The organism is Mesorhizobium sp. P3_A10 (genome assembly GCF_056403175.1).
Map to the genome: position 1 here is coordinate 125,934 of NZ_JBFUFZ010000004.1, position 24,848 is coordinate 150,781.

Consider the following 24,848-nt stretch of genomic DNA (forward strand, 5'->3'; position numbering starts at 1 on the left):
CCGATCGGCGCTCAGGGTTCACCCGGTGCATTGGTGCGTTTGCCGTAGCGATTGGGCCCAGGATCGCTCCTGAAACACGCCAGGATGATGAGAAGAATGGGGCCAATGACAAGAGAGATCAACGCATAGTAGGTCGGCTTGCCGAAATCATGGAAGCGCTTTGCGGTCACGGCGAAGCTGGACCATGTCGAAATCAGCAGGACGGACCAGAACACAACCGCCCAGATCTGACTGTTTTGAGTGCCGGGCTCCAGTCTGGCGAACTGGTAAAGCGGGAAAAACTGCGCGACCAGCAGCAGCAAACCCGCAAGCACGTACGCGCTCGGGCTGACGCGGCCCGAGAGGCTGAAGAAGAGCCAGGGAAGTTGCGGTCTATCGGTCAATCGGGAACGCTCGCATTGTCGGAAAAGGTCAATCGCGCAGCAATTCGTTGATCGAGGTCTTGGACCGCGTCTTGGCGTCGACCCGCTTGACGATGACGGCGCAATAGAGGCCCGGGCCCGGCTCGTTGTTCGGGAAAGCCTTGCCCGGCATCGAACCGGCGACGACGACGGAATTCGGCGGCACTTCGCCATAAAAGACTTCGCCGGTGGCGCGGTCGACGATCTTGGTCGACTGGCCGATGAAGACGCCCATGCCGAGCACCGAGCCCTCGCGCACGATGCAGCCTTCGACCACTTCGGAGCGCGCGCCGATGAAGCAATTGTCCTCGATGATGGTCGGGCCGGCCTGCATCGGCTCCAGCACGCCGCCAATGCCGACGCCGCCCGACAGATGCACGTTCTTGCCGATCTGGGCGCATGAGCCGACCGAGGCCCAGGTGTCGACCATGGTGCCACTATCGACATAGGCGCCGACATTGACGAAGGACGGCATCAGCACGGCGCCCGGCGCGACATAGGCGGAGCGGCGCACGATCGACGACGGCACGGCGCGGAAGCCAGCCTTCTCGAAATCGACCGCGCTCCAGCCGTCGAACTTCGACGGCACCTTGTCCCACCACACGGCTTCGCCGGGACCACCCTTGATGATCTCCATCGGGTTGAGCCGGAAGGACAAAAGCACCGCCTTCTTCAGCCACTGGTTGACGTGCCATTTGCCGTCGGCCTGACGCTCGGCGACGCGCACGGCACCCCGGTCAAGCAGGTCGAGCGCCGACTGGATGGCGTCGCGCGTCTCGCCGCGGGTCGCGGTCGAAATCGTATCGCGCTCCTCGAAGGCCTTTTCGATGGTCTTTTCGAGGCTCGCCAGATCGGGCTTCGACATGAATTCGCTCCATTACCAAGCTGTTAAGGGGCAGCGCCTTAACCTGTTTCGAAAGTCGCGCGGACCCTGGGCAGGCTTTGTCTGCTTGGGTCTTTGCATGTAGCAGGTTCTTGTCGCAAAACCGCAGGACACTTTTGCGGAACCTGCTTATGTGAAGGCATGGGGAGGGTCAATCGCGGCTGCGTCACGGGACGGCGCAAGTGAATTATTTGGACGGGTAAACTGATATGACACCTATGGAAAAGGCGGGATGGACGCCGCTGCCGCATTCGGACGAGGATCTGGAGCGGTCGAAAAGCGTACCGGACACGCCGCAGACACGCGCCGAAACCTATCGTCTCGCCTGGAACGACCCGGATTTCATGACGCGGCGCGAATTGCGCGCGGTGCGGCTACAGCTCGAACTCCTGAAGCCGGAGATGATCCTGGCCGAGCGCGGCATCCGCTCGACGGTGATCCTGTTCGGCGGCGCGCGCATTCCAGAACCAGGCGGTGAAGCCTGGGCGGCCAAGAACGAAACGCAGAAGAAGAACCTCGAGGAAAACAGCAAATATTACGAGGAGGCGCGCAAATTCGCCCGCCTCTGCTCGCAGCAGTCGGCTGCCTCCTACTACCGCGAATTCGTCGTGGTGACCGGCGGCGGGCCGGGCGTCATGGAGGCCGGAAACCGTGGCGCCGATGATGTCGGCGCCCCGTCGATCGGCCTCAACATCGTGCTGCCGCACGAGCAGGCGCCGAACGCCTATGTGACGCCGGAGCTGTGTTTCAACTTCCACTATTTCGCCATCCGCAAGATGCATTTCGTCATGCGCGCCAAGGCCGTCGCAGTGTTTCCGGGCGGCTTCGGCACGATGGACGAATTTTTCGAGACGCTGACCCTGATCCAGACCGGCCGCATGGAGCGCGTTCCGGTGATCCTGTTTGGCAAGTCGTTCTGGAAGCGGGCGATCGATCTCGATTTCCTCGCCGAGCAAGGCACGATCACGCCCGGCGACCAGGACATCATCGATTTCGTCGACACCGCCGACGAAGCCTGGGGGATCATCAGGCGCTTCTACAAATTAGGGGAGTAGGGTGGGGAAATGGGGAATTGAAGAATTGAGGAAAAAGGGGGTCCGGATCGTTCCTCCGTTCCCCAGTTCTTCAATTCCTCAGTTCTTCAATTCCTCTACCCCCTCCACAATCGCCGTGAGAAACGTCGCGAGGTCGTCGGTGACGAAATCCACGTCGTCCTCATTGGCCGGATCGCGTTCCCAGATTTCCGCGAAGGTCGGTTCGAAATTGCGCGGCACGATGAGCACCGTGGTCATGCCGAGTGATTTCGGCACGGCCAGATTGCGGGCCAGATCCTCGAACATCACCGCATTGTGACCGGTGACGGCGTGCAGTTCGGCAAACTTCTCGTAGGTCTGGCGCGCCGGCTTGGGGTTCAGCCCGGCGGCGACGATGTCGAAGATGTCGTCGAAATGGTCGAGTATGCCGAGCTGGCGCGCGGTGCGTTCGGCATGCCGGCGGTCGCCATTGGTGAAGATGAACTTGCGGCCGGGAAGCTGGCGGATCGCGGTGCCGAGCACCGGGTCGGGCACCAGCCATGAATAATCGATGTCGTGGACCTTCTCGAGAAAATCGTCGGGGTCGATGCCATGGCGCGTCATCAGCCCGTTCAGCGTCGTTCCGTATTCCTGATAGAGCTCCTTCTGCAGCTTGCGCGCCTCGTCGCGCGGCAGCGTCAGCAACTCCCCGATATAGGCGGTCATCTTGACGTCGATTTGCGAAAACAGGTTCGAGTGATGCGGGTAGAGCGTGTTGTCGAGGTCGAACACCCAGTCGGTGACGTGAGCGAAGCGGGCGGGATCAGGGAGCGTGGTCATACGCGTCTTATGGCACGAAAAGATTTCCCTGACAGGGGGATTTATCCACAACTTATACGCGTCGAAAGTGACGAAAGTGGTGTCACGATTCAAATTTTAGCCATCGCCGAAAGGTGACCTTTAGGGCTTGCTGGCACAGAGACGGTTCAGTGGGAGCTAGCGATGAACAGCATACTTCTAAAGTCCGCCGCCGTCGCTTTCGCCTCCGTAGCAGCCTCGCTTCTGTTGACGCTGATCGTCGTTCCCGCGATGGGATTCCCGATCAGCCGCACCATCTGGCTGAGCTCGACGGTCTGTCCGCTGGCCCTCGCCTGGATCGCCAGCGCCAGCACGTTCTGGCAGAGCGACAGGCTGAAAAGCGCGCATCGCGAACTCGCTCGCGCCCACGCCCAGCTCGCCGCCGCGCACCGGCGCCTCTCGGAAAAGGCGAGCCGCGACGACATGACCGGCATGCTCAATCGCGAGAGCTTTTTTGCCGCACTCGACAGCTCCCGGCGCAAATCCGATCGCGGCGCGCTGCTGATCATCGATGCCGACCATTTCAAGGCGATCAACGACAGTTTCGGTCACCTGACCGGCGATGACGCGTTGCTTTTGATCGCCAGCGCCATCGAGCGCGGCGTGCGCAGCGGCGACGTGCTCGGCCGCATCGGCGGCGAGGAATTCGGCGCCTTCCTGGTCGGCGCCACCGAACAGGAAGCCAAGCGCGTCGCCGAGCGCATCCGCCGCGAAGTCGAACTGATCCGCTTCCGTCCGGTCGACGAACGAACGGTTCCGCTGACCGTCAGCATCGGCGGCACCACCTGCGGCGAAGACGTCAACGTGTCGGAGCTGATGCGCGCCGCCGACCGGCGGCTCTACGAGGCCAAGCATCGCGGCCGCAATCTGTCGATCCTCGACCGGGACATTTCCGAAGCCGCCTGAAGTCCCGCTCAAGCGCCCCGCGCTTGCTAAGCAATTGCTAACCTTGTTTTCACTCAACCATGCCGTTTACCCGCTTGAAATCAGGTTCCGGCTAGGTTGGCACGAGATTGGCATATCGCTGGGGCACGTGTGCCGTTCAGAGAACGCCATGTGGGATCGAAGTTCCATCGAGAGATGTGTCATGAGTTTCTTCGTCAAGAAAATATCGCGCCGCGCGATCGTCCAGGCGCTGATTGCGTTGCCGGCCCTGTCGCTGCTGCGCCGACGGCCCGATGTCGAACCCCCTTACGCCGACCCAAATGAGATCGTCGAGGTCAATGGCTGGATCCTGAAGCGGAGCGATCTGGCATGATCTTCGACAACTACGAGACGTTCAAAGCCTCGAATTTTGCCGCCAAGGTCTGCATCCTGGGCTCGGGGCCTGCCGGCACCACGATCGCCAGGAAGCTTGGCGCCGCCGGCATTCCGGTTGTCGTGCTGGAGGCGGGCTCGCGGGAATTCAGCGACGATTCGCAGGATTTCTACCGCGGCACTACGGTCGGCGACCCCTATTTCGATCTCGACATCACCCGGCTGCGCTTCATGGGCGGCAGCTCCAACCACTGGGCCGGCTGGTGCCGCGTGCTGGACAAGCAGGATTTCGAGCCCAAGGCCTGGGCGCCCGATACCGGCTGGCCGATCAGCCGCGCCGATATCGAGCCCTACCTGTCGGAAGTGCACGATATTCTGGAACTGCCGGCCTTTCAGCCGGATGTGCCAATTTCGGACGACATCCGCTGGGTGCAGTTGATCAAGAGCCCGGCGGTGCGCTTTGGCGAAAAATTCGCCGATGAGCTCGACAAGAGCAAGAACATCGCCGTCGTGCTCAACACCTATGCCACCGAGCTTGCCGGTGACGGCAAAAAGGTGACCGGCGCCAAGATCTGGTCGAACGGCCAGGATGCCGGCTCGTTCACTGCCGATTATTTCATCTCTTGCACCGGCGGATTGGAAAATTCACGGCTGCTTTTGTGGTCGAACCAGCGCTCGAACGGCGGCGTGGTGCCGAATGCGACCGCGCTCGGCCGCTATTGGATGGAGCACCCGACCTTCGAAGGCGGCAATGCCATCCTGGCCGACTATGGCGAGTTCCAGGTCGACGCCGTCAACGAGGCCTTCTTCTCGCCGACGCTTGCCGCGATGGAGCGCCTGCAGATCATGAATTTCGGCATCCGGCTGATCGAGACGCCCTATGCCGGCGTCAAGGGTCTGATCGCCGACCTCGCCTGCACCGCGCCCGACGCGGCCGAATGGGTCGCCTACCAGCTCAGCCAGAACCTGCGCTGCGCCGCCCAGCTCTATGTCGCCTGGGAACAGGTGCCACTGGCCTCGAACCAGATCGAACTGTCGAGGACCGACGTCGACCATGCCGGCGTGCCGCGCATCGAACTGCATTGGAAGAAATCGGAGCTGGAACGCCGCACCATCCTTGAGGGACTGCGGCTGTTCGGCACGACATTGGTGCAGAAGGATCTCGGCCGGGTGCGCATCGCCGACTGGCTCACCAAGGGCGAGGACTATCCGACCAATGAGGAACTGGCCGGCCACCATCACATGGGCGGCACCCGCATGGGCACCGATGTCACCAAGAGCGTCGTCGACGCCAACTCCAAGGTGCACGGCATGGAGAACCTCTATATCGGCGGCTCCTCGGTGTTCTGCACGTCGGGCGAGTGTAATCCGACGACGACCATCACCGCCCTGGCCTGTCGGCTCGGCGATCACCTCAGCAAAGTCATTGCCGTGTGACGCAGATCATCACCGGTGTGACGAAGTCATCCCGGCGCGACGAAGTCGTCGCCCGTCTTACCACCAAAAAGCCGGCGGCGCCGGCAGCAGTGATCGCTACCGGCGCCGCCCTGGCGCGCCTTTGGGTGGATTCTGATCTGGCCTCCTAAAAGATGATCCCGAAACCGGTTTTCGGAAAAACACGGAGGCCCCATCCCGAGTCCATCGAGATGGAAGAGGCGTTAAAAGCCGTAGACGGCGATGCGCACCAGCACGGAGGCGGCCGCAAGCGATACGAGCAGAATGCCGAGGCCGATGGGAGAGCCCCAGCCATACCATTCCATCGCCAGCTTGGCGTATTTGAACTCTTCCTCGTGGGAGAGGGGCGCACGCTGTTGGATCAAGCTCATTTTTCACTCCTTGTCGGCGGCCGGCCCTTGCTATGTCTGAGCTGCAGCCGCATATTGTTGTTACGGTCTAAATGTTAGACAGATTGATAGTTAGATGATCGAACTAAATTCGTCAAGCGAGAATCGCCACGAAATGACGACGGCCATCGGCCTGGCCATCATGCAATGGCAGGACGCGACGCAGGCCTATGACGAAGCCGTGGGGGTCAGGCTTGGGCTGAACATGGCGGAACGCCATTGCATCGGGCTGCTCTATGGCGGCCCGCAATCGGCTGGTGCGATCGCCACCGCAACTGGCCTGACGCCGGCCGCGGTGACGGCGCTGATCGACAGGCTGGAGGCGCGCGGCCTGCTCACGCGCACGCGCAGTCTGGAGGACAGACGCAAGGTGGTGATCGAGGGCACCGAGGCGACGCGAGACCTGTCGGCGCGCTACTACGGCGCCATTGCGCGGGAGGGCGAAAAGGTCATCGCCACCTTCAGCGATGCGGAGCTGGCCACCATATCGCGTTTCGTCCGCGCCGCGCTCGACCTGCAGCGCGACCAGTTGGCGCGGCTGAAGGCCGAGGGGCCGGACATCCCAAACGGGCGATAGGGGGACGTTGCGTTCGCGGCTTCACCGCAAACGTCGGCAGAGAGCGCGACTATTTCGGCTGGACCCCATAGGCGACGAGAAACGCCTCCACCGAGGCATCCGCGTGCCGTTCAAGTTCGGCCTTGGATCGCCGGTTGCTTCCAGTGAACATGGCTTCATTCATCGGGATCCAAAGAAGCATCCCAAAAAAATGGCTGGCGGCCAGATAGGGGTCACTGGTTTGTATAAGTCCTCGGCTGGTGAGCTTTTGAAAGCAGGAAGCCATTGAGCCAAGCATGCGCTCGAAGCCCTTTTCGTACCAGCTGCGGCCAAGCTGCGGCATTCGATCCGCGTTGGCGATGATCAAGCGCCGCAGCTTCAACAGCTCTTCATCCATGAGCACCGATATCAAACGTCGGGCAAGCTGCTGCAGACCGCCTTCCATGAATTTCGCCTCGGAAAGCAGCGTCGTCACCGACTCGATAATATCGTTGGCCTGGGCAGCGGTTGCCAGAACGACTTCGCCGAAAAGCGTCTCCTTGTCCGTGAAATGTTTATAGACGGTCTGCTTGGAAGCCCCCGCCCTGGTGGCGATTTCCTCCATGCTGGTGCCGTCATAACCCTTGCTGACGAACGCCGCCGTGGCCGCCTGGATGATTTCACGATCCTTGCGTTCTGATCTGGTCTCACCGTCGATTTTCATGATGCCCTCAAACAAGTACTAGACGGTACCGTTCCCACATGGTAGCCATGAAAACGGTACTGGACTGACTAGTACCTGTCAACGAAGGCAAGGCTTAGACCGATGACCAAGATGATCTTTATTAATCTGCCGGTGCGCGATCTGCAGGCAGCGACCAATTTTTATCTCGCGATCGGCGGCACGCTCAATCCGCAGTTCTCGAACGACCAGGCCAGCTCGATCATGTTCTCGGACTCCATTGGGGTCATGCTGCTGACGCACCAGCACTACAGCCAGTTCACGGCGCGGCAGATCGGCGACCCCAGGCGGGAAAGCCAGATGCTGATCGCGCTCACCGCCGACAGCAAGGACGAGGTCAATGCCGTCATCGAGAAGGGCGTGGCGGCCGGCGGCCGCGCCGATCCCAACCCTGCGCAGGACCTCGGCTTCATGTTCAACCGCCACATCGAAGACCCGGACGGAAACGTCTGGGAGTTGCTGTGGATGAACCCGTCTGCCATGCAGTAGCCAGGCGGATCCAAAGCGCGTCGCGTTGAAACGGATTCATGCGACGCGCTTTGGGTTTTCGTCTTATGCAGGCCGGGCGGAGCGCCTTAAACACTGGTCCCGGATTGCTATACCGTCGCCGGGTCGAGCGCCGGCTGTCCCTTGCGGCGGTTGACGATCGCGTTGAAATCGGCGGTCTGGAAGGCGTCGCGCAGCACGTCGAAGGACGGCAGCACGAAATAGGCGCGCTGGAACTTGTCGATCTCGTAACTGGTGCGCATCACCGTCTCCAGGTCGAAGGGGACGTGGTGGGCATCCTTGGTGGCGACGGCGAACTGCAACTCGGTGAAGGACGACATCAGCCCGGCGCCGAACGCCTTCAGCTTCTGGCCCGGCTCCTGCATCAGCCCGTATTCGGCGGTGTACCAGTAGAGGCGGGTGATCATCTCGTCGCCGCCAAGCGCGATCACAGCCTCGGCCTTCTGCCCGTACATCTGCATGAAATCGGCAAACACCGGCTGCGTCAGGATCGGCACATGGCCGAAGAAATCGTGGAACATGTCCGGCTCGACAATGTAGTCGAGTTCTTGCTCCGTGCGCAGCCAGTTGGTGACCGGGAAGCGGCGGTTGGCGAGATGGTCGAAGAACGGCGCCGCGGGAATGAGCCCCGGCACGGCGACGATTTCCCAGCCGGTAAGCTTGCGCAGCCTGTCGCTGACCGCACCGAAATCCGGGATCCGGTCGAGCAGGCCAAGCGCGGCAACGCCGTCGAGATAGGAATGATGCGCCAGCTGCTGCGTCAGCTTCGTCTGGCGGTCACACAGCGTGCGCCACACCGCCTGTTCGCTGGCAGAGTAGTCGTAGCCTTGCGCCACGGTGAAATCGGCACGGCAGACCGAATAGTCGCCGCGCAGGCCCTGTGCCGCGCAGTCGCGGGCGTAGTCGGCAACACTCATCGTCATGGCTGTTCTCCTCGCAAATCATCAATGGCGAATTCTGCCGCAAGGCTAACCGGATTTGCCGAGGCAAATCGGTTTTGATGATGGCTCAAACGGGGTATTCGAGATAATATTCACTCAATCCATGCCACAGGAGAGTGAAAATGCCTCAGTTTGACGAGTTCGAGATCAAGATGCTCGACATCCTGCAGCGCGATGGACGCAAGCCGGTGTCCGAGCTGGCGCAGGAGATCGGCCTGTCGACGACACCTTGCGCGCGGCGCTTCGAGGCGCTGCAGGACACCGGCATCGTCAAGGGCTTTGCCGCCGTGCTCAGCCGCCGCGCCGTCGGATTGATGGTCGAGGTGTTCATCGAGGTGCGGCTGACCAGCCACAGCGATGGCTCGCCCGAAGCCTTCATCGCCGCCGTCCAGCGCATGGACGAAGTGTCGTCGTGCTGGACGATGACCGGCGACCACGATTTCCTGCTGCATGTCATGGTGCCCTCGGTCGACGAGCTCAACGCCTTTGTCATGCACCGGCTGATGCGGCTCGCCGGCGTGCGCGACGTCCACACCCAGCTCGTGCTGCAGAACATCAAAGGGCCGGGCCACGTGCCGCTCGGGCATCTGAGGCGCTAAGCATTTCTGCGGAAAAGCTGCACACAAACTGCTGAACAGAGCCCAATTCCAAGTTTGAATCGCCGGCTACGACATGCGGACCGCCATTGCGAAGGGTCCGTCATGAAAATCGTCCTGATCAATCCGCCGCACACCGCCATCGGTAGCCGCGTACCCGACGACCATCTGCCGCCACTCGGCCTGCTTGCGGTAGGCGGCCCGCTGATCGATGCCGGTCACGCCGTGCGCCTCGTCGATGCCGAATTCGGGCCAATGCCGCTCGCCACGCTCGTCCGCGATGCCTTGAGCGATCATCCCGATTGCATCCTGATCGGTCACTCCGGTTCGACCTCGGCGCATCCGACGGCCTTGCAGATCGCACGGATGGTCAAGGCGCGTGAACCGGCAACGATGGTGATCTATGGCGGCGTGTTCCCGACCTATCATTGGCGCGATATTCTCTGCGCAACCGATGTCTTCGATTTCATCGTCCGCGGTGAAGGCGAGGCGACCATCGTCGCTCTGGTCGAGGCGTTGGCGAGACGCCAGCCGCTGGCGGAAGTCGCCGGCATCGCCTTTCGCGACGATTTGCGCCGTCCCTTCGCCACAGGGCCGACGATGACGATCGCCGACCTCGACAACTATCGCGTCGGCTGGGAACTGATCGATCACAGGCGCTACAGCTATTGGGGCGGCAAGCGCGCCGTGGTCATGCAGTTTTCGCGCGGCTGCCCGCATCTGTGCAACTATTGCGGCCAGCGTGGCTTTTGGACCCGTTGGCGGCATCGCGACCCCGTGAAATTTGCCAAGGAGATTGCCTGGCTGCACCGCGAACATGGCGTCGAACTGATCAATCTCGCCGACGAGAACCCGACCGTTTCGAAGAAGGCCTGGCGTGCCTTTCTCGATGCGCTGATTGCCGAGAACGTGCCGGTGCTGATCGTCGGCTCCACCCGCGCCGACGACATCGTGCGCGACGCCGACATCCTGCATCTCTACCGCAAGGCCGGTGTCATCCGCTGGCTGCTCGGCATGGAAAACACCGACGAACAAACACTTCAACTGATCCGCAAGGGCGGCAGCACCTCATCCGACCGCGAGGCGATCCGGCTGCTGCGCCTGCACGGTATCCTGTCGATGGCGACCTGGGTGGCCGGGTTTGAGGACGAGACCCTTCGCGACCTGTGGCGCGGCTTGCGCCAGCTGCTTGCCTACGATCCCGACCAGATCCAGGCGCTCTATGTCACCCCGCATCGCTGGACGCCGTTCTTCCGCATCGCCCGCGACCGCAAGGTGATCCAGCGGGACGCCCGCCTGTGGGACTACAAGCACCAGGTGCTGCAGATGACCCGGCTGAAACCCTGGATGCTGTTCTTCTCGGTCAAGCTGATCGAGGTCGCGGTGCAGTCGCGGCCCAAGGCGCTGGCACGCATTCTTTTCCACAGGGACCCGGAACAGCGCCATTCGATGCGCTGGTACACGCAAATGGGCCGCCGCGTCTGGTTCCGCGAAGTCTGGGGCTTTCTGGCCCGCGACATCAGGGTGAAAGACGGCCCGACGCTGGCCGAGTTCTGGGGCGCACCGCAGGACGCCGAGGAAGAATCGATGGTGTTCGCGCGCCCGGCCCGCAAGCCGGCCCAGCCCGCTATCGGGATTTCGCCGAGCGCCTGAGGCGCTATCGGCCTTCGTTGCTCAAGGAACTATAAGCGTTCCGGCGCCATGCTCGGTAAACAGCTCGAGCAGCACCGCATGCGGCGTCTTGCCGTTGAGGATGACGACGCCTTCGACGCCGCGCTCGATCGCCTCGATGCAGGTCTCGACCTTGGGGATCATACCGCCCGTCACCGTGCCGTCCTTGATCAGCGCCTTGGCCTCGGCCACGGTCAATTCGTCGATCAGCTTCTTGTTCTTGTCGAGCACGCCGGGCACGTCGGTCAGGAACAAAAGGCGCGTCGCCTGGCAGGCGCCGGCGATGGCGCCGGCAAAGGTGTCGGCATTGATGTTGTAGGTGTGGCCGTCGCGGCCGGGCGCCACCGGCGCCAGCACCGGGATCATTTCCGACCGTGCCAGAAGGTCGAGCAGCGTGCGGTCGACTTCGACCGGCTCGCCGACAAAACCGAGATCGAGCACCCGCTCGATGTTGGAGTCCGGGTCGATCATGGTCTTGCGCGCCTTTTCGGCAAAAACCATGTTGCCGTCCTTGCCGCACAGGCCGATCGCCCACTCGCCCTCGGCGTTGATCAGCGCCACGATCTCCTTGTTGATCGAGCCGGCCAGCACCATCTCGACGATCTCGACCGTCTTCTGGTCGGTGACGCGCAGGCCGCCCTCGAACTTCGATTCGATGCCCATCTTGGCCAGCATGGCGCCGATCTGCGGGCCGCCGCCATGGACGACGATCGGATTGACGCCCGACTGTTTGAGCAGCGCGATGTCGCGGGCAAAAGCCTTGCCGAGTTCGATGTCGCCCATGGCGTGGCCGCCATACTTCACCACCACCGTCTTGTTCTCGTAGCGCTGCATATAGGGCAGCGCGCGCGATAGCAGGGCGGCCTGCATTTCGGCGGTGGCGGTGATCTCCGTCATCGGCATGGTTCCCAGCTTGGCATGAACGGCGGCGTCTTAGCGGGAATTGGGGCAGGCCGCAAACGGCTTTGCTATCACAATGATGAAATCTGGGAGTGTGCGAGATCTAGCCTGGCACCTTGAGTGGCGCCCGCCGCGCCAACCAGCCCGAAATCTTTTCCATCTGCGCGGCCAGCGACAAAAGCGTCTCCTCGTCGCCCGGCCGTCCTACGGCCTGGATGCCGAGCGGCAGGCCGGCATCGGTGACATGGACAGGCAGCGCGATCGATGGCTGGCCGGTGATGTTCTGGATCGCCGGCCAGTGGGTGAACCACAGACTCTTGTCCATCAACTGCCCCAGCAATGGCTTGAGTTTCAAGAGCCGGGTGAGGTGCAGTTTGTCGAGCACGTTTTCAATGAACTCGTCGGCCCCTTTGGGATCCATGGCGCCGCAGGCAAGTGGCGGATGCGCAATGATCGGCATCAGCACGGCGTCATACCGGACGGTGTCAGCGATCAGCCGGCGCGATGTCGCATTGAGCCGCTGCAGGCCGGCATAGATGTCGCCGGCCGAGACGATCTCGCCGAAGCGCGCGATGATCCGCGTGGCGCGTTCGATGTCGCCCAGGACAGGGCGGCCGACGCGCAAGGCCTCGCTGCGCATCGTGCCGGCCACCGCCGAGGCGACCGACCTGGCGAAATCGGCCATGAAATCGCGATCGATATAGGGCAGGTCGATCTCCTCCACCGTGTGGCCGCCTTCACGGGACAGCGCCACGGCGATATCCAACGCCTTCAGCGTCTCTGCCGATATCGGCAGGCCAAGCGGCGATCCCCGGTAGACGGCGAGCTTGAGTTTGCCCGGATCGCGCCCTGCCGCGGCGACGAAACTGCCTTGCGGCGTCGGCGCGGCATAGGGCGCCAGCGGATCGGGGCCGTGCGTCAGGTCGAGCAGCAAGGCGCAATCGCGCACCGAGCGGGTGACGGCGTGCTCGACGACCATGCCGTACCAGCTCTCGCTGACCAGCGGCGTCTGCGGCACGCGGCCGCGCGAGGTCTTCAGGCCGACCAGCCCGCTGCAGGCCGCCGGCACCCGGATCGAGCCGCCGCCATCCGAGGCATGCGCCGCCGGCACCACGCCGGCAGCAACGAGCGCGGCTGCGCCACCGGAAGAACCGCCGCTGGTATGGGCCGTGTTCCACGGATTGCGGGTGATGCCGAAGGCGGCCGATTCGGTCATCAGCCTCAACCCCTGTTCGGGCGTGGTGCTGGTGGCGATCGGAATGAGCCCGGCGGCGAGATGGCGCTCGGTCATCACCGAGTTGAAATCGGCGGTGAAAGCCGGGATGCGGCTGCCCGTATGCGTCGGCACACCTTTGATGGCGATACCGAGATCCTTCAGCGCAAACGGCACGCCGGCAAGCGGCAGCTTGCGGTCGATGGTTTTGGCGCGTGTCCGGGCCGCGTCATAGAGCGTCTCGGCGATGGCGTTGATGTCGGGACGGGTCGCCTCGGCGCGCGCAATCGCGGCATCGACAAGCTCCTCTGGCGAGATCTCTGCCTTGTGCACAAGAGCGGCGAGGCCGGTTGCATCTTGTTCCCACAGAACCCGTTCAACCGACATTTCGGAAGTCCTCCACCTCTAAGAAGGCTAGCGGCCGGCGATTTCTTTGGCAATCGATAGGAAATACTGGCGAGCCGGGCGCAACAACGGTTTGCGTGGACAACAACGTTTCCACCGTTGCAAATACACGGCAATCACCTAATTTGTCAGCATGACGCCGCAGGACATCACCACGCTGATTGTCCGGACTTCGATGAAGGATCGGGCCGCGTTCGATCTGCTCTATCGGCAGACCAGTGCGAAACTTTTCGGTGTCTGCCTTCGTGTATTGCATGACCGGGGAGATGCGGAAGAAGCGCTGCAAGAGGTCTTCGTCAAAGTATGGACGAAGGCAGATCGTTTCGCTGTTTCCGATCTGAGTCCGATCTCCTGGCTGGTGGCAATCGCGCGCAATCACGCGATCGATCGCATCAGGGCGAGGCGCAAGCCTGCTGCCGATATCGATGCCGCGCTCGACGTGGCCGATCCGGCTCCGGGACCTGAGGCTATGGTTGTGGCGGGTGGTGAATCCGAACGCATCTATCAATGTCTCGATGAGTTGGAAAAGGATCGGGCAGCGGCTGTCCGGGGCGCCTATCTCAATGGCGAAAGCTATGCCGAATTGGCGGAGCGCCACAGCGTTCCGTTGAACACGATGCGGACCTGGCTGCGGCGCAGTCTGCTGAAACTTAGAGAATGTCTGGAAAGATGACGCTGGCACAAGACAACGGACCGGAACGTGGAGGCGACGACCTGCTCGCCGCCGAATACGTTCTCGGCGTCCTGGCAGCGGACGAACGCCAGATTGCCTCCAGCCGTATCGATGCGGAAACCGGCTTCGCCCGTCTTGTCGACGGCTGGGAAGTGCATTTTTCGCCGCTGGCGTCCGCCTATCCGGAAGTCGCACCTCCGGCGACCGTCAAGGTCGCCGTCGACCGCCGGTTGTTCTCCTCGACCGCGACAAGCTCCACCACAACCGCGCAACCGAGCGCCGGTCTCTGGGCCAGCCTTGCCTTCTGGCGAGGTCTTGCCACCGCAGCCGTCGCGGCATTGGCGATCTACATTGCCGTGCCCTACATCAACCCGCCGGTCGAGCAGCCGCAGACACGCCTCGTCGCTTCGCTGGGCGCCGAAGGCAGCGATGTCAAATATCTGGTCGTCTACGACGCCGCCCATCACGATGTCAGCCTGTCCCATGTCTCCGGCGAACGCGCCGCCGGCAAGGACTTCGAGCTGTGGATGATCGAAGGCAAGAACAACCCGGTCTCGATGGGCGTCATCCCCGCTGGCGGGGCCGCACACCTGATCGTTTCGCCGGCCGTGCAGGCAAAGCTTGCGCAAGGCGCCGTGCTGGCGGTCAGCGTCGAGCCCACCGGCGGTTCGCCGACCGGTCAGCCAACCGGACCGGTGGTCGCGGCGGGCGATCTGAAGAGCATCTGATAGGCTCTCGGCGCCAGTTTCCAAAGGAAAGTATATTTTGGCTCATTGCCTAGATGCGCGCGTATGCAAAAAGCATATGAGCCGGCAAAGGCAATGCAGAAAAATTCTGCGCGCCGGCGTGTAAAAATAAAAAATCTCCTAATTTGGTGAAACTTGCACATTTCTATCCCGTAACTCCCTCGCGTCCCAAATATGGGAAACGATAACCCCAAGGAGTTCGACATCATGCGTAAATTCGCCACCCTTTTGCTTGCCGGTACGATCGCTGTTTCTGCACTCGCCACCGTCGCCTATGCCGAAAATCCAATGGTCGGCGGCGCCGCCATGTTTGCCACCAAGAACATCGTCGAGAATGCGGTCAATTCGAAGGACCACACGACGCTGGTCGCCGCCGTCCAGGCAGCCGGCCTGGTCGAGACGCTGCAGAGCGCCGGTCCGTTCACCGTCTTCGCACCGACCAACGAGGCTTTTGCAGCCCTTCCGGCCGGCACCGTCGAGACGCTGCTCAAGCCTGAGAACAAGGACAAGCTCACCAAGATCCTGACCTGCCACGTCATCGGCGCCAAGGCGATGGGCGCGGACGTCGCCGCGATGGCCAAGGCCGATGGCGGCACGCACAAGGTCAAGACCGTTGGCGGCTGCGAACTGTCGCTGAAGGCCGAAGGCGGCAAGGTCACGGTGACCGACGAGAACGGCAACGTCGCCAATGTGACGATCGCCGATGTCGAGCAGTCGAACGGCGTCATCCACGTCATCGACAAGGTTCTTCTGCCGAAGATGTAACAAAAGCTTCGCTGCCAGCGAAGCTACGACCAAGGCTCCATGTAGATTGCGCGGCTACCGTCCCCTCGTGACCCGCGCAATCGACCAGCGTACACTCCGCACCGTCCGCTCCAATGCGGAGCCGTTGCGGAGTGTCCGTTTTCAGGGGGCATGATCGTCACTGGCATTTGATTTCCCTGTGACGGTCGAATTTGGCAAAGGACGACAGGAGAAAATGGTCATGAACCGTCGCGACTTTCTTTGGAGCGGTGCCGCCGCTGTGGCATTGCTGGCGGGCACGGCAGCCATGTTGCGCATGGGCGGAGCCCAGGACGCACGGGCAGCGGAAAAATTCGAAGTCACCAAGACCGACGCCGAGTGGCACGCCATCCTGTCTGATGAAGCCTTCAATGTGCTGCGCAAGGAAGGTACCGAATATCCCGGCACCAGCCCGCTGCTCAACGAGCATCGCAAGGGCATTTTCGCTTGCGCCGGCTGCGACCTGCCGGTCTATCCCTCGGACACCAAGTTCGATTCGGGCACCGGCTGGCCGAGCTTCTGGCAGGAGATCGCCAATGGCATCGGCAAGACCACCGACCGGTCGCTCGGCATGACCCGCACCGAGGTCCACTGCCGCCGTTGCGGCGGCCATCTCGGCCATGTCTTCGACGATGGTCCGGCCCCGACCGGCCTGCGCCATTGCATCAACGGCGTCGCCTTGACCTTCAAGCCGGCGTCGGCCTGACGGCGCCGGATAGGGCGCCTTCAGGGGGGCGCTATTTCAGCGGCAAAAAGAGTTCGGCGACTACCTCGTGCTCCGGCACCTCCGGGAAGAAGCTCAGCCGCTGGCAATAGATCGGGAAGTCGCGTGCTTCCTCGCCGCTGGCCGGAAGCCAGTCGCGATAAAGGTAGAGCGCGGCGGGCTCCAGATTGTGCGTGTTGCCGACGACGCGCAGCACCGCGCAGCGCCCGCCAGGGATCTCGCCGGCTTTGATCTGCTCGCCATTCGCCTCGATCGGTTGGTCGGTCCCAACACAAAGGTCGAGGCTATAATCGGCGGGCGACGCAGGACGCCGCTCGGAACGCCAGACATTGAAGGTCGGGCTTGTCCTGGGGTGCAGGCCAGCGGCCTTGCGCCATGCGATGAACCGCTGGATGGTGGCGCCGATCGTCGCCGGATCGCCCCGATGCTCCATGATCGCCACCGGCGTGGCGGGCACATCGCGAATCGTCACGTCGTCAGTGGTAAAAGTCTTCTGCATGAGCTTGCTCCTGGCGTTGTCGAGAGGCCCGAAGGCCGCAAGCCACGGCTCCCAGTCGGGAGACTTCCGGAACGACGAAGGCGATTGCCCGAACCGTTGCCGAAAGGCGCGGGCGAAGGCATCCGGTGCATCGTAACCGGCATCCATCGCAATATCCGTGACGCTTTCGGCGTCCCTGTAGGCCAGCCGGTACGAAGCGCGCTTCATACGGGCGAGCTGGACATAGCGATGCACGGACAACCCGAAGGTCGACATGAACTGCCGGTGGAAATGGTATTTCGAGAACGCCGCGACGCCGCTCAACGCTTCCAGGCCCAGATCGTCGTCCAGGTGCTGGTCGATATGGTCCAGCACCCGCTGCATCCGGGCATGGTAGTTTTCAAGCGCCGCCTTCATCGTCTCTTCCCCGTGGCGACACCAGCTAGGCCCTTCCGGGTATGCTGCGCTCGACCGATCTTGCGATTTGGCATGGATCAACAGCTGCCCGCCAGCAGCGGCTTGCAGGCAAAGCCAGGTCTACGGTCGAACGTATGGGTCGTTTTCCGGCGGCTTGGGCGACAACGTCCTCGCCGGCTACGCGCCTGTGAGCCTGCGAACTGGAGTTTCTCGGCGTGCGGGGAATTTCGGCTACGGCTTGACTGCCTCGCCTACCCTAGAAATGGGGCCAAAACAGTCAAATTCAAGAATTGGCAAACGGCTTTTTATGCGTAGATTTCGCAGCCCTGATCGAGAGGGCCAGAACCTATGCAAAGAACCGAAGAACGCGCTCGCCAAGGCGAACGCCAATCGACCGGCCGCGTTGATGCCGGCCGGTCGCAGATCTCCCATCAAGTGGTGATCGCCGGAGGCGGCCCGACCGGGCTGATGCTGGCCGGCGAGCTTTCCTTGGCCGGCATCGATGTCGCCGTCGTCGAGCGGCGCGACAGCCAGGCAATCACCGGCACGCGTGCGGGCGGTCTGCACGCACGCACCATCGAGGTCTTCGACCAGCGCGGCATTGCCGATCGGTTCCTGTCGCAAGGCAAGACCGCCCAGGTCGCATCCTTCGCCGGCGTTACCCTTGATATCAGCGACTTTCCCACCCGCCACAATTACGGACTGGCGCTCTGGCAAAAGCACATAGAGCGCATTCTTGCCGATTGGGTCGATGAGCGCGGCGTCACCGTCTACCGTGGCCGCGAGGTGACGGGCTTCGTGCAGGATGACGTTGGCGTCGATGTCGCGCTCAGCGATGGCCGGGCGCTTCGTGCCGATTATCTCGTCGGCTGCGACGGCGGTAGAAGCCTCGTACGCAAGGCAAGCGGGATAGAGTTCCCGGGCTCGGATCCGACCGTCAGCAATTTGATCGCCGAGGTCGAACTGTCTGGAGAGCCGCAATGGGGTGTCCTCCACCGCGACGCCATCGGCATTCACGGCTTTGGCAGGCTGGACGACGGAACGGTGCGGGTGCTGGTGACCGAGCGCGAGGTCGGGGCTGGCGGAGAGCCTACGCTGCATGAACTCAGCGAGGCGCTCATTGCCGTCTATGGCACCGACTATGGCGTTCACAATCCGACGTCGCTGGCCCGCTTCACCGATATGACAAGGCAGGCGGCTTCATACCGCAAGGGCCGGGTGCTGCTGGCCGGAGACGCCGCGCACGTGCATCCGCCGGACGGCGGACAGGGCCTGCAGACCGGCGTGCAGGACGCCGTCAACCTTGGCTGGAAGCTTGCCCAGGTGATCGAGAAAACATCGCCGGAAAGCCTGCTCGACACTTACCAGGCCGAGCGTCATCCGGTTGCCGCGCGTGTGTTGAAAAACACCATGGCGTCGGTCGCGCTCCGCCGCGAAGACGACCGCACCAAGGCGTTGCGCGACACGATGTCCGAGCTTCTCGCCATGGCGGAGCCGCGCAAGCGCTTTGCCGGCATGTTGTCCGGCCTGGACATCCACTACGACCTTGGCGAGGGGCACGAGCTGCTCGGACGCCGCATCCCGGATCTCGACCTCATCACCGCTGACGGCCCCATGCGGGTCTTCGCCCTCCTGCACGACGCGCGGCCGCTGCTGCTCAACCTCAGTCCATCAGGCGCATTCGACATCGGCCCCTGGGCGGATCAGGTTCGGCAGGTCGACGCCAGATGCGATGGCGCCTGGGAGCTTCCGGTGCTGGGTGCGGTCACGGCTCCCGGCGCCGTGCTGGTCCGGCCCGACGGCTATGTCGCCTGGGTCGGCGACCCTGAAACGGCGGGGTTGACCGATGCGTTGACCAGCTGGTTCGGACAGTCGTGACGATGTAGCGGCTTGATAAGACATGACCCCGGAAATCGTTTCCAATTTCCGGGTCATGCGTGAGGGCGCCAGGGGGGTTCCGACAGCCTCAATGACCTCCGCCGCCGCCACCGGCGGCGACGGGTTTGCGGATCACCATGGTGAACAGGCCCAGCGTCGCGAACAGCACCGTCAGCATGAAGAACACATCCATGAAGGACAGCAGCGCTGCCTGCTGGTGGACCATGGCGGACAGCTTGGAGATCGCAGCACTTGTGGCGTCGAGGCCGGCAGTCTGCTCGAAATTGAGCGTCATGTTCTGCAGCTTCTGCTGTGCCGCGGCACTGCCCCATTCCACATGCTCGGCCAGCCTTGCATAGTGGAAGGCATTGCGGTCGATCAGCACCGTGTTGATGACGGCAAGGCCGACGGCGCCGCCGAGGTTACGGGTCAGGTTGAACAGGCCGGACGCGTTCTTCAGCCGGTCGGGCGGCAATGTGCCCAGCGCGATGTTGTTGATCGGCACCATGCACAGCATCATCGAACAGCCGCGCAGGATCTGCGGGATCAGCAGTTCATAGAAATCCCAATCGGCGGTGAGATGCGTCATCCACCAGGTGCCCGTGGCAAAACCGAAGAAGCCGATCATCATCATCAGCCGCGGATCGATCTTGCCGGACAGGATGCCGGAAATCGGCGCGGTGAAGAACATCGCCAGGCCGCTGACGAACAGCGCCTCGCCGATCATCATCGAATCGTAGCCGCGGATGCGTCCGAGGAACACCGGGTAGAGATAGGTCAGGCCATAGAGGCCGATGCCGATGACGAAGGAAAACAGCGAGCCGAAGGCGAAATTGACATTGCTGAACGCCCTCAGGTCGACGATCGGCTCCTCGGCGGTGAACACGCGCCAGAAGAACAGCACCCCGCCAACGGTCATGATGATGGCGCAGATCAGCACCGCCTGGTCCTGCAGCCAGTCGTTGTTGGGGCCTTCCTCGAGCACATATTCCATGCAGCCGAGGAAGGCTGCCATGCCGGCGAGACCCCACCAGTCGAACTTGCTGAACAGCTTGAGGTTCGGCTTGTCGAAGTCGATCAGCGACCAGGCGGCCACCGTCACCATGATGCCCGGCACGACGTTGACCAGGAACAGCCAGTGCCAGGACATCGCATGGCTGATATAGCCGCCGACGGTCGGACCGATGGTCGGCGCCAGTGTCGCCACCAGGCCGATCATCGGCGACACCACGGCGCGGCGCGACGGCGGGAAGATGGTGAAGGCTGCGGCGAAGACGCTCGGGATCATGCCGCCGCCGATAAAGCCCTGGATGGCGCGGTAGACGATCATCTGGTCGATGTTGGTGGCGGTTGCGGCAAGCGCGCTCGCCGCCGTGAAGCCTGCCGCCGAAATCGTGAACAGCACGCGCGTCGACAGCATCCGGCTGAGGAAGCCCGACAGCGGGATCATGATCACCTCGGCGATCAGATAGGCGGTCTGCACCCACGGAATCTCGTCGGAGCTGGCGCTCAGGCCGGCCTGGATCTCGGCCAGCGAGGCCGAGACGATCTGGATGTCGAGGATGGCCATGAACATGCCGAACACCATCGCCAGGAAGGCGATGACGCGCCGCGTCGAGATGGTGGTCGGCATGGCCGGCATTGCCGCCGGCACCGATCCTGCTGTCAGGGTTGCGGTCGCCATGACCCTTGCTCCCGGGTTCCGCTTACTTCGACGCCGAAGGTGCGGTGCGGCTGTCGACGGCGACGACGACGCTCAAGCCAGCGCGCAGCCTGCCGGTCTTCAGCACGTCGGCCGGAACGTCGATGCGAACCGGAACGCGCTGCACGACCTTGGTGAAGTTGCCGGTGGCGTTTTCGGGCGGCAGCATCGAGAACACCGCACCCGAGGCCGGCGCCAGCGACGACACGGTGCCCTCGAAATCCTGGCCATCGGTCGCATCGACCGAAATCCTGACCTTCTCGCCAGGCACCAGGCGGGCAAGCTGCGTCTCCTTGAAATTGGCGACGATATAAAGCTTGTCCATAGGCACGATGACGGCGAGCTTCTGTCCGGGGCTGATCAGGTCGCCCTGCTCGACCGAGCGGTTGCCGACGACGCCGTCATAAGGCGCCTTCAGCACGGTAAAGGAGAGGTCGCGCACGGCCTTGTCCCGGCCAAGCTGCAACGAGGCCAGCGTGCTTGCCGATTCCGCGCGCTGTGCCTGCAGCACGCCGATATTGGCCTGCGCTGCCGCGATCTGCGCATCGGCGCCGACAAGGGCTGCATTGGCCTGGTCGACCGCGGTCTGGGCGTCGTCCAGCTGCGCCTGCGTGCCGACATGTGTCTTCAGCAATTGCGCGGCGCGCGACTGGGCCCGGGCGGCGTTGTCGGCCGCGGCCTGGTCGGCGGTCTTCTGCGCCTGCGCCTGGCTGAGCGAGGCGCGCGCGGCTTCGGTCTGGGCGTCGATGCGGTCTAGCGTCTTGCTCAACGTGGCGATCTGCGCCTCGGCCTGGGCAACGGCAATCTTGTAGTCGCCATCATCGACGACCAGCAGCGGGTCGCCAGCCTTGACCAGCTGGTTCTCGGTCACCTTGACCTGGTCGACATAGCCGGAAATCTTGGGCGAGATGAACGCCATGTCGGCCTGGACATAGGCGTCGTCGGTCGAGATCATGAAACGGCCATCGATCCAGTAATCATAGCCATACCAGCCGCCGGCGCTCAGCAAGCCAAGCCCGATGATGGGCAGCAGCAAGGAGCGCACCGAACGCTTCTTCTTCGCCGGCGCTTCAACGGGCGTGGCGGTTGCGGGCCGGACGGGCACTTCCGGCGCTTCGGTCGCGGGAGCGACCTTGGCATTGGGGAAAGGGCGAACTTCGGCAGTGGCGGGCGCATTCGAGGACATGGTAATCTCTCAACAGGTCTATATGAGGAAAATCTGTTATACTGAACCGTTCGGTTCGATACGGACATTGACTTAGCGCGGAGAGAGGCCCATATCAAGGGCAATCGAACCGATCGGTTCGAATTATTTTGCGAGGTGTGACTTTTATGGCCGAAATATTACCCGATGCCGGCGAGGAACAGTGCGATGTTCTGGACAGCCTGCGTCGCGGCCGCCCGGCAGCGGGACAGGATCCGCTCAAACGCAGCCAGATCATCGACGGCGCCCGTCGCGTCTTCATCGACAAGGGCTTCGAAGCCGCGTCGATGAACGACATCACCCGCGAGGCCGGTGTCTCCAAGGGCACGATCTATGTCTATTTCGCCAACAAGGAAGAGCTGTTCGAAGCGCTGATCGAAGAAGAGCGCGGCACCATCTTCAAGAACATGTACGACGTGCTGGATCGCGCCGACGATCTGCACGAGACGCTGGTGAAGTTCGGCAAGGTGCTGTCCCTCAAGATCACCTCGGCCAAGGTCATCCAGGCGCAGCGCACGGTGATCGGCGCCTCTGACAGGATACCCGACATGGGCGCTCGTTTTTACGAGCGCGGCCCCAAACGCGGCCATGACAAGTTCGTGGTCTTTCTCAATACCGCCATCGAGCGCGGCCTGCTCAAGATCGACGATGTCGATCTTGCCGCCTATCAGTTCACCGATCTGTGCCTGGCCGGCCTTTTCCGCCAGTGCATCTTCGCCTACCGCACGGAAGCCCCGAGCGAGGATGAAATCGACCACGTCGTCAGGTCAGGCGTCAGCATGTTCCTGAAGGCTTACGGCACCGAAGCTCTTGCTGCGGAAGAAAGCCACCCGAGGATTGCCCTGGAGGCAAGGGGTTAGAGCAATTCCAGGAAAAGTGCGCAGCGGTTTTCCGTCCGGAATTGCGTAAAAACAAATACTTAGAGCGGTTCAGCGATTCTACCAAGCACTGAACAGCTCTACCCGCCATTGGCCGCGAGCACGATCGCGGCCTTCAAGTCCTCGAGGCCCTCGCCCTTTTCCGACGACGTGGCGAGCACAAACGGAAACGCGGCCGGCCGCTTCTTGATTTTCAAGAGCGTCTCTTCGATCAGCCGCGGCACGCCGGCCGCCTTGATCTTGTCAGTCTTGGTCAGCACGATCTGATAGGACACCGCCGCCTTGTCGAGCAGCGACAGCACTTCTTCGTCCTTGGCCTTGATGCCGTGGCGGGCGTCGATCAGCACATAGACGCGCTTCAGCGTAACGCGGCCCTTGAGGTAGTCGAAGACCAGCTTGGTCCATTCGTCGACCTTTTCCTTTGGCGCGGTCGCGTAGCCGTAGCCCGGCATGTCGACCAGCGCCATCGGCGGCAGGTCGGCGCCTTCGCCCGAAAATCCATCCGGCACGAAATAGTTGAGCTCCTGCGTGCGCCCCGGCGTGTTGGAGGTGCGCGCCAGCCCTTTCTGGTTGACCAGCGCGTTGATCAGCGACGACTTGCCGACATTCGAGCGGCCGGCAAAGGCGATCTCCGGCGGCCCTTCCGGCGGCAGGAACTTCATCGCCGGCACGCCGCGTATGAAGATCCAGGCGCGGGTAAACAGTTCGGTACCGATCACAGTCTTGTTCAACGCGTTCAAACCGCTGCCTCCAGAAGGGAAATGTCGGCGCCACGAATGGCATTGAGGTTACGGCTGACCTTTTCCACCGGCCAGTCCCACCAGGCCACCGCCAAAAGCCGCCGGATCGTCCTGTCGTCGAAGCGCATCTTCACCACCTTGGCCGCATTGCCGGCGACGATCGCATAGGCCGACACATCATGCGTCACCACCGATTTTGCAGCTATGATGGCGCCGTCGCCGATTGTCACGCCTGGCAGGATAACCGCTTCCATGCCGATCCATACATCATTGCCGAGCACCGTGTCGCCGCGCAATTCCTTCGACCATGTCGTTGGATCGAAACCGTCCTCCCAGCCGTGGCCGAAGATGTTGAACGGATAGGTCGAAAAACCGGACATCGCATGGTTGGCGCCGTTCATGATGAAGCGCGCGCCCTCGGCGATGGCGCAGAACTTGCCGATGATCAGCCGGTCGCCGATGAACGGGTAGTGATGCAGCACGCATCGCTCGGCAAATTTGTCAGGCCCGTCGGGGTCGTCGTAATAGGTGTAGTCGCCGATCTCGATGTTCGGCGCCGTCACCAGGCCCTTCAGGAAACCGACGCGTATATGCATCGGGATCGGATGCTTGATGTTGGGGTTGGGTGCGATCATGGTCTGGCTCCGTCAATAACAGGCAAGGTCAAAATAGCGCGATCCGCCCGGCGGCACCAACGGCGTGCGGAACGGATCAACCCTGGTTCTGATCGACGAAGCGCTCCTGAAACGAAACGCAGTGTATAGGGATGGGCTGCAGCCGCGTCTACCGCCGTGGCGCGTTGCCTTGAAGCCGCACGAAATGCCGGATGTCGCCCGGTTTCGCCGAGAAACCGGGGTCC

Annotated in this window: 28 protein-coding genes; 15 read left to right on the forward strand and 13 right to left on the reverse strand. The window is 62.5% G+C overall.

All coding sequences use genetic code 11. From position 1 onward, the window contains the following. Positions 1 to 11 precede the first annotated feature (11 nt). Both AC1DXU_RS17390 and dapD read right to left on the reverse strand, forming a co-directional pair. Positions 12 to 383, reverse strand: coding sequence for a DUF805 domain-containing protein (locus AC1DXU_RS17390; protein ID WP_477370711.1), 372 nt, complete (start codon positions 381 to 383; stop codon positions 12 to 14). 28 nt (positions 384 to 411) lie between these two features. After that, positions 412 to 1,266: a 2,3,4,5-tetrahydropyridine-2,6-dicarboxylate N-succinyltransferase gene (dapD, locus tag AC1DXU_RS17395; protein WP_477370714.1), complete on the reverse strand. Its 855-nt coding sequence runs from the start codon at positions 1,264 to 1,266 to the stop codon at positions 412 to 414. Positions 1,267 to 1,493: 227 nt separating this feature from the next. Between dapD and AC1DXU_RS17400 the strand changes: the two genes are divergently transcribed. After that, positions 1,494 to 2,339, forward strand: a complete 846-nt coding sequence (locus AC1DXU_RS17400) for an LOG family protein (RefSeq protein ID WP_477310649.1) — start codon at positions 1,494 to 1,496, stop codon at positions 2,337 to 2,339. Positions 2,340 to 2,417: 78 nt separating this feature from the next. Here AC1DXU_RS17400 and AC1DXU_RS17405 read toward each other — a convergent pair whose 3' ends face one another. Then, positions 2,418 to 3,137, reverse strand: a complete 720-nt coding sequence (locus AC1DXU_RS17405; protein ID WP_477370717.1) for a pyrimidine 5'-nucleotidase — start codon at positions 3,135 to 3,137, stop codon at positions 2,418 to 2,420. Positions 3,138 to 3,299: 162 nt separating this feature from the next. On the opposite strand from AC1DXU_RS17405, the gene AC1DXU_RS17410 reads away from it, so the two are divergent. The 4 genes from AC1DXU_RS17410 to AC1DXU_RS17425 all read left to right on the forward strand — a co-directional run bounded on the left by AC1DXU_RS17410 (position 3,300) and on the right by AC1DXU_RS17425 (position 5,998). Further along, complete coding sequence (locus tag AC1DXU_RS17410; RefSeq protein ID WP_477370720.1) at positions 3,300 to 4,061, forward strand: GGDEF domain-containing protein; 762 nt, start codon at positions 3,300 to 3,302, stop codon at positions 4,059 to 4,061. A 181-nt stretch (positions 4,062 to 4,242) separates the two neighbouring features. After that, on the forward strand, positions 4,243 to 4,413 hold the full coding sequence (locus AC1DXU_RS17415) for a hypothetical protein (protein WP_477370723.1): 171 nt from the start codon (positions 4,243 to 4,245) through the stop codon (positions 4,411 to 4,413). After that, a complete protein-coding gene (locus AC1DXU_RS17420; RefSeq protein WP_477370726.1) occupies positions 4,410 to 5,849 on the forward strand; it encodes a GMC oxidoreductase in 1,440 nt (479 codons plus the stop codon). The genes AC1DXU_RS17415 and AC1DXU_RS17420 overlap by 4 nt, the downstream gene beginning before the upstream one ends. Then, positions 5,846 to 5,998 (forward strand): hypothetical protein, encoded by a 153-nt coding sequence (locus tag AC1DXU_RS17425; RefSeq protein WP_477370729.1) that lies wholly within the window; start codon positions 5,846 to 5,848, stop codon positions 5,996 to 5,998. The genes AC1DXU_RS17420 and AC1DXU_RS17425 overlap by 4 nt, the downstream gene beginning before the upstream one ends. A 72-nt stretch (positions 5,999 to 6,070) precedes the next feature. On the opposite strand, the gene AC1DXU_RS17430 is transcribed toward AC1DXU_RS17425, so the two are convergent. Beyond that, positions 6,071 to 6,238, reverse strand: coding sequence for a hypothetical protein (locus AC1DXU_RS17430; RefSeq protein WP_477370732.1), 168 nt, complete (start codon positions 6,236 to 6,238; stop codon positions 6,071 to 6,073). A gap of 94 nt (positions 6,239 to 6,332) precedes the next feature. Here AC1DXU_RS17430 and AC1DXU_RS17435 point away from each other — a divergent pair, with 94 nt between their 5' ends. Beyond that, positions 6,333 to 6,833 (forward strand): MarR family winged helix-turn-helix transcriptional regulator, encoded by a 501-nt coding sequence (locus tag AC1DXU_RS17435; RefSeq protein ID WP_477370735.1) that lies wholly within the window; start codon positions 6,333 to 6,335, stop codon positions 6,831 to 6,833. A 49-nt stretch (positions 6,834 to 6,882) separates the two neighbouring features. Here AC1DXU_RS17435 and AC1DXU_RS17440 read toward each other — a convergent pair whose 3' ends face one another. After that, complete coding sequence (locus AC1DXU_RS17440; RefSeq protein ID WP_477370738.1) at positions 6,883 to 7,515, reverse strand: TetR/AcrR family transcriptional regulator; 633 nt, start codon at positions 7,513 to 7,515, stop codon at positions 6,883 to 6,885. 102 nt (positions 7,516 to 7,617) lie between these two features. Here AC1DXU_RS17440 and AC1DXU_RS17445 point away from each other — a divergent pair, with 102 nt between their 5' ends. Next, on the forward strand, positions 7,618 to 8,022 hold the full coding sequence (locus tag AC1DXU_RS17445) for a VOC family protein (RefSeq protein ID WP_477370741.1): 405 nt from the start codon (positions 7,618 to 7,620) through the stop codon (positions 8,020 to 8,022). Between the two features lie 107 nt (positions 8,023 to 8,129). On the opposite strand, the gene phhA is transcribed toward AC1DXU_RS17445, so the two are convergent. Further along, on the reverse strand, positions 8,130 to 8,963 hold the full coding sequence (gene phhA, locus AC1DXU_RS17450) for a phenylalanine 4-monooxygenase (protein WP_477370744.1): 834 nt from the start codon (positions 8,961 to 8,963) through the stop codon (positions 8,130 to 8,132). Positions 8,964 to 9,103: 140 nt separating this feature from the next. Here phhA and AC1DXU_RS17455 point away from each other — a divergent pair, with 140 nt between their 5' ends. Beyond that, positions 9,104 to 9,580, forward strand: a complete 477-nt coding sequence (locus tag AC1DXU_RS17455) for an Lrp/AsnC family transcriptional regulator (RefSeq protein ID WP_477370747.1) — start codon at positions 9,104 to 9,106, stop codon at positions 9,578 to 9,580. Between the two features lie 102 nt (positions 9,581 to 9,682). Further along, positions 9,683 to 11,230, forward strand: coding sequence for a magnesium-protoporphyrin IX monomethyl ester anaerobic oxidative cyclase (bchE, locus tag AC1DXU_RS17460; protein WP_477370750.1), 1,548 nt, complete (start codon positions 9,683 to 9,685; stop codon positions 11,228 to 11,230). Between the two features lie 21 nt (positions 11,231 to 11,251). Here bchE and argB read toward each other — a convergent pair whose 3' ends face one another. Both argB and AC1DXU_RS17470 read right to left on the reverse strand, forming a co-directional pair. Beyond that, the gene (argB, locus tag AC1DXU_RS17465) at positions 11,252 to 12,145 is read right to left on the reverse strand and encodes an acetylglutamate kinase (protein ID WP_477240494.1); all 894 of its coding nucleotides are present in this window, start codon (positions 12,143 to 12,145) and stop codon (positions 11,252 to 11,254) included. A gap of 106 nt (positions 12,146 to 12,251) precedes the next feature. Further along, positions 12,252 to 13,748, reverse strand: coding sequence for an amidase (locus AC1DXU_RS17470; protein WP_477370753.1), 1,497 nt, complete (start codon positions 13,746 to 13,748; stop codon positions 12,252 to 12,254). 151 nt (positions 13,749 to 13,899) lie between these two features. Between AC1DXU_RS17470 and AC1DXU_RS17475 the strand changes: the two genes are divergently transcribed. The 4 genes from AC1DXU_RS17475 to msrB all read left to right on the forward strand — a co-directional run bounded on the left by AC1DXU_RS17475 (position 13,900) and on the right by msrB (position 16,674). After that, a complete protein-coding gene (locus tag AC1DXU_RS17475) occupies positions 13,900 to 14,439 on the forward strand; it encodes a sigma-70 family RNA polymerase sigma factor (protein WP_477370756.1) in 540 nt (179 codons plus the stop codon). Beyond that, positions 14,436 to 15,167 (forward strand): anti-sigma factor, encoded by a 732-nt coding sequence (locus AC1DXU_RS17480; RefSeq protein WP_477371588.1) that lies wholly within the window; start codon positions 14,436 to 14,438, stop codon positions 15,165 to 15,167. Before AC1DXU_RS17475 ends, AC1DXU_RS17480 begins: the two co-directional genes overlap by 4 nt. A 225-nt stretch (positions 15,168 to 15,392) precedes the next feature. Next, positions 15,393 to 15,950 carry a fasciclin domain-containing protein gene (locus AC1DXU_RS17485; protein ID WP_477370759.1) on the forward strand — a complete coding sequence of 186 codons (558 nt, stop codon included), beginning with the start codon at positions 15,393 to 15,395 and terminating at the stop codon, positions 15,948 to 15,950. 220 nt (positions 15,951 to 16,170) lie between these two features. Continuing rightward, the gene (gene msrB / locus AC1DXU_RS17490) at positions 16,171 to 16,674 is read left to right on the forward strand and encodes a peptide-methionine (R)-S-oxide reductase MsrB (RefSeq protein WP_477370761.1); all 504 of its coding nucleotides are present in this window, start codon (positions 16,171 to 16,173) and stop codon (positions 16,672 to 16,674) included. Between the two features lie 31 nt (positions 16,675 to 16,705). Here msrB and AC1DXU_RS17495 read toward each other — a convergent pair whose 3' ends face one another. Next, entirely contained in the window at positions 16,706 to 17,587 is an 882-nt protein-coding gene (locus tag AC1DXU_RS17495; RefSeq protein ID WP_477370763.1) for an AraC family transcriptional regulator, read from the reverse strand. A 348-nt stretch (positions 17,588 to 17,935) separates the two neighbouring features. Here AC1DXU_RS17495 and AC1DXU_RS17500 point away from each other — a divergent pair, with 348 nt between their 5' ends. Continuing rightward, positions 17,936 to 19,465 carry an FAD-dependent monooxygenase gene (locus tag AC1DXU_RS17500; protein ID WP_477370766.1) on the forward strand — a complete coding sequence of 510 codons (1,530 nt, stop codon included), beginning with the start codon at positions 17,936 to 17,938 and terminating at the stop codon, positions 19,463 to 19,465. Positions 19,466 to 19,553: 88 nt separating this feature from the next. Here the strand turns inward: AC1DXU_RS17500 and AC1DXU_RS17505 are convergent, their stop codons facing one another. Together AC1DXU_RS17505 and AC1DXU_RS17510 are read right to left on the reverse strand one after the other, a co-directional pair. Next, the gene (locus tag AC1DXU_RS17505) at positions 19,554 to 21,149 is read right to left on the reverse strand and encodes a DHA2 family efflux MFS transporter permease subunit (protein WP_477370769.1); all 1,596 of its coding nucleotides are present in this window, start codon (positions 21,147 to 21,149) and stop codon (positions 19,554 to 19,556) included. 22 nt (positions 21,150 to 21,171) lie between these two features. Beyond that, on the reverse strand, positions 21,172 to 22,353 hold the full coding sequence (locus AC1DXU_RS17510) for an HlyD family secretion protein (RefSeq protein ID WP_477370772.1): 1,182 nt from the start codon (positions 22,351 to 22,353) through the stop codon (positions 21,172 to 21,174). A gap of 146 nt (positions 22,354 to 22,499) precedes the next feature. Between AC1DXU_RS17510 and AC1DXU_RS17515 the strand changes: the two genes are divergently transcribed. Next, entirely contained in the window at positions 22,500 to 23,231 is a 732-nt protein-coding gene (locus AC1DXU_RS17515; protein WP_477310688.1) for a TetR/AcrR family transcriptional regulator, read from the forward strand. 98 nt (positions 23,232 to 23,329) lie between these two features. Here AC1DXU_RS17515 and yihA read toward each other — a convergent pair whose 3' ends face one another. After that, on the reverse strand, positions 23,330 to 23,989 hold the full coding sequence (yihA, locus tag AC1DXU_RS17520) for a ribosome biogenesis GTP-binding protein YihA/YsxC (RefSeq protein WP_477370775.1): 660 nt from the start codon (positions 23,987 to 23,989) through the stop codon (positions 23,330 to 23,332). Then, entirely contained in the window at positions 23,986 to 24,624 is a 639-nt protein-coding gene (locus AC1DXU_RS17525; protein WP_477370778.1) for a CatB-related O-acetyltransferase, read from the reverse strand. Before AC1DXU_RS17525 ends, yihA begins: the two co-directional genes overlap by 4 nt. Between the last annotated feature and the right edge of the window lie 224 nt (positions 24,625 to 24,848).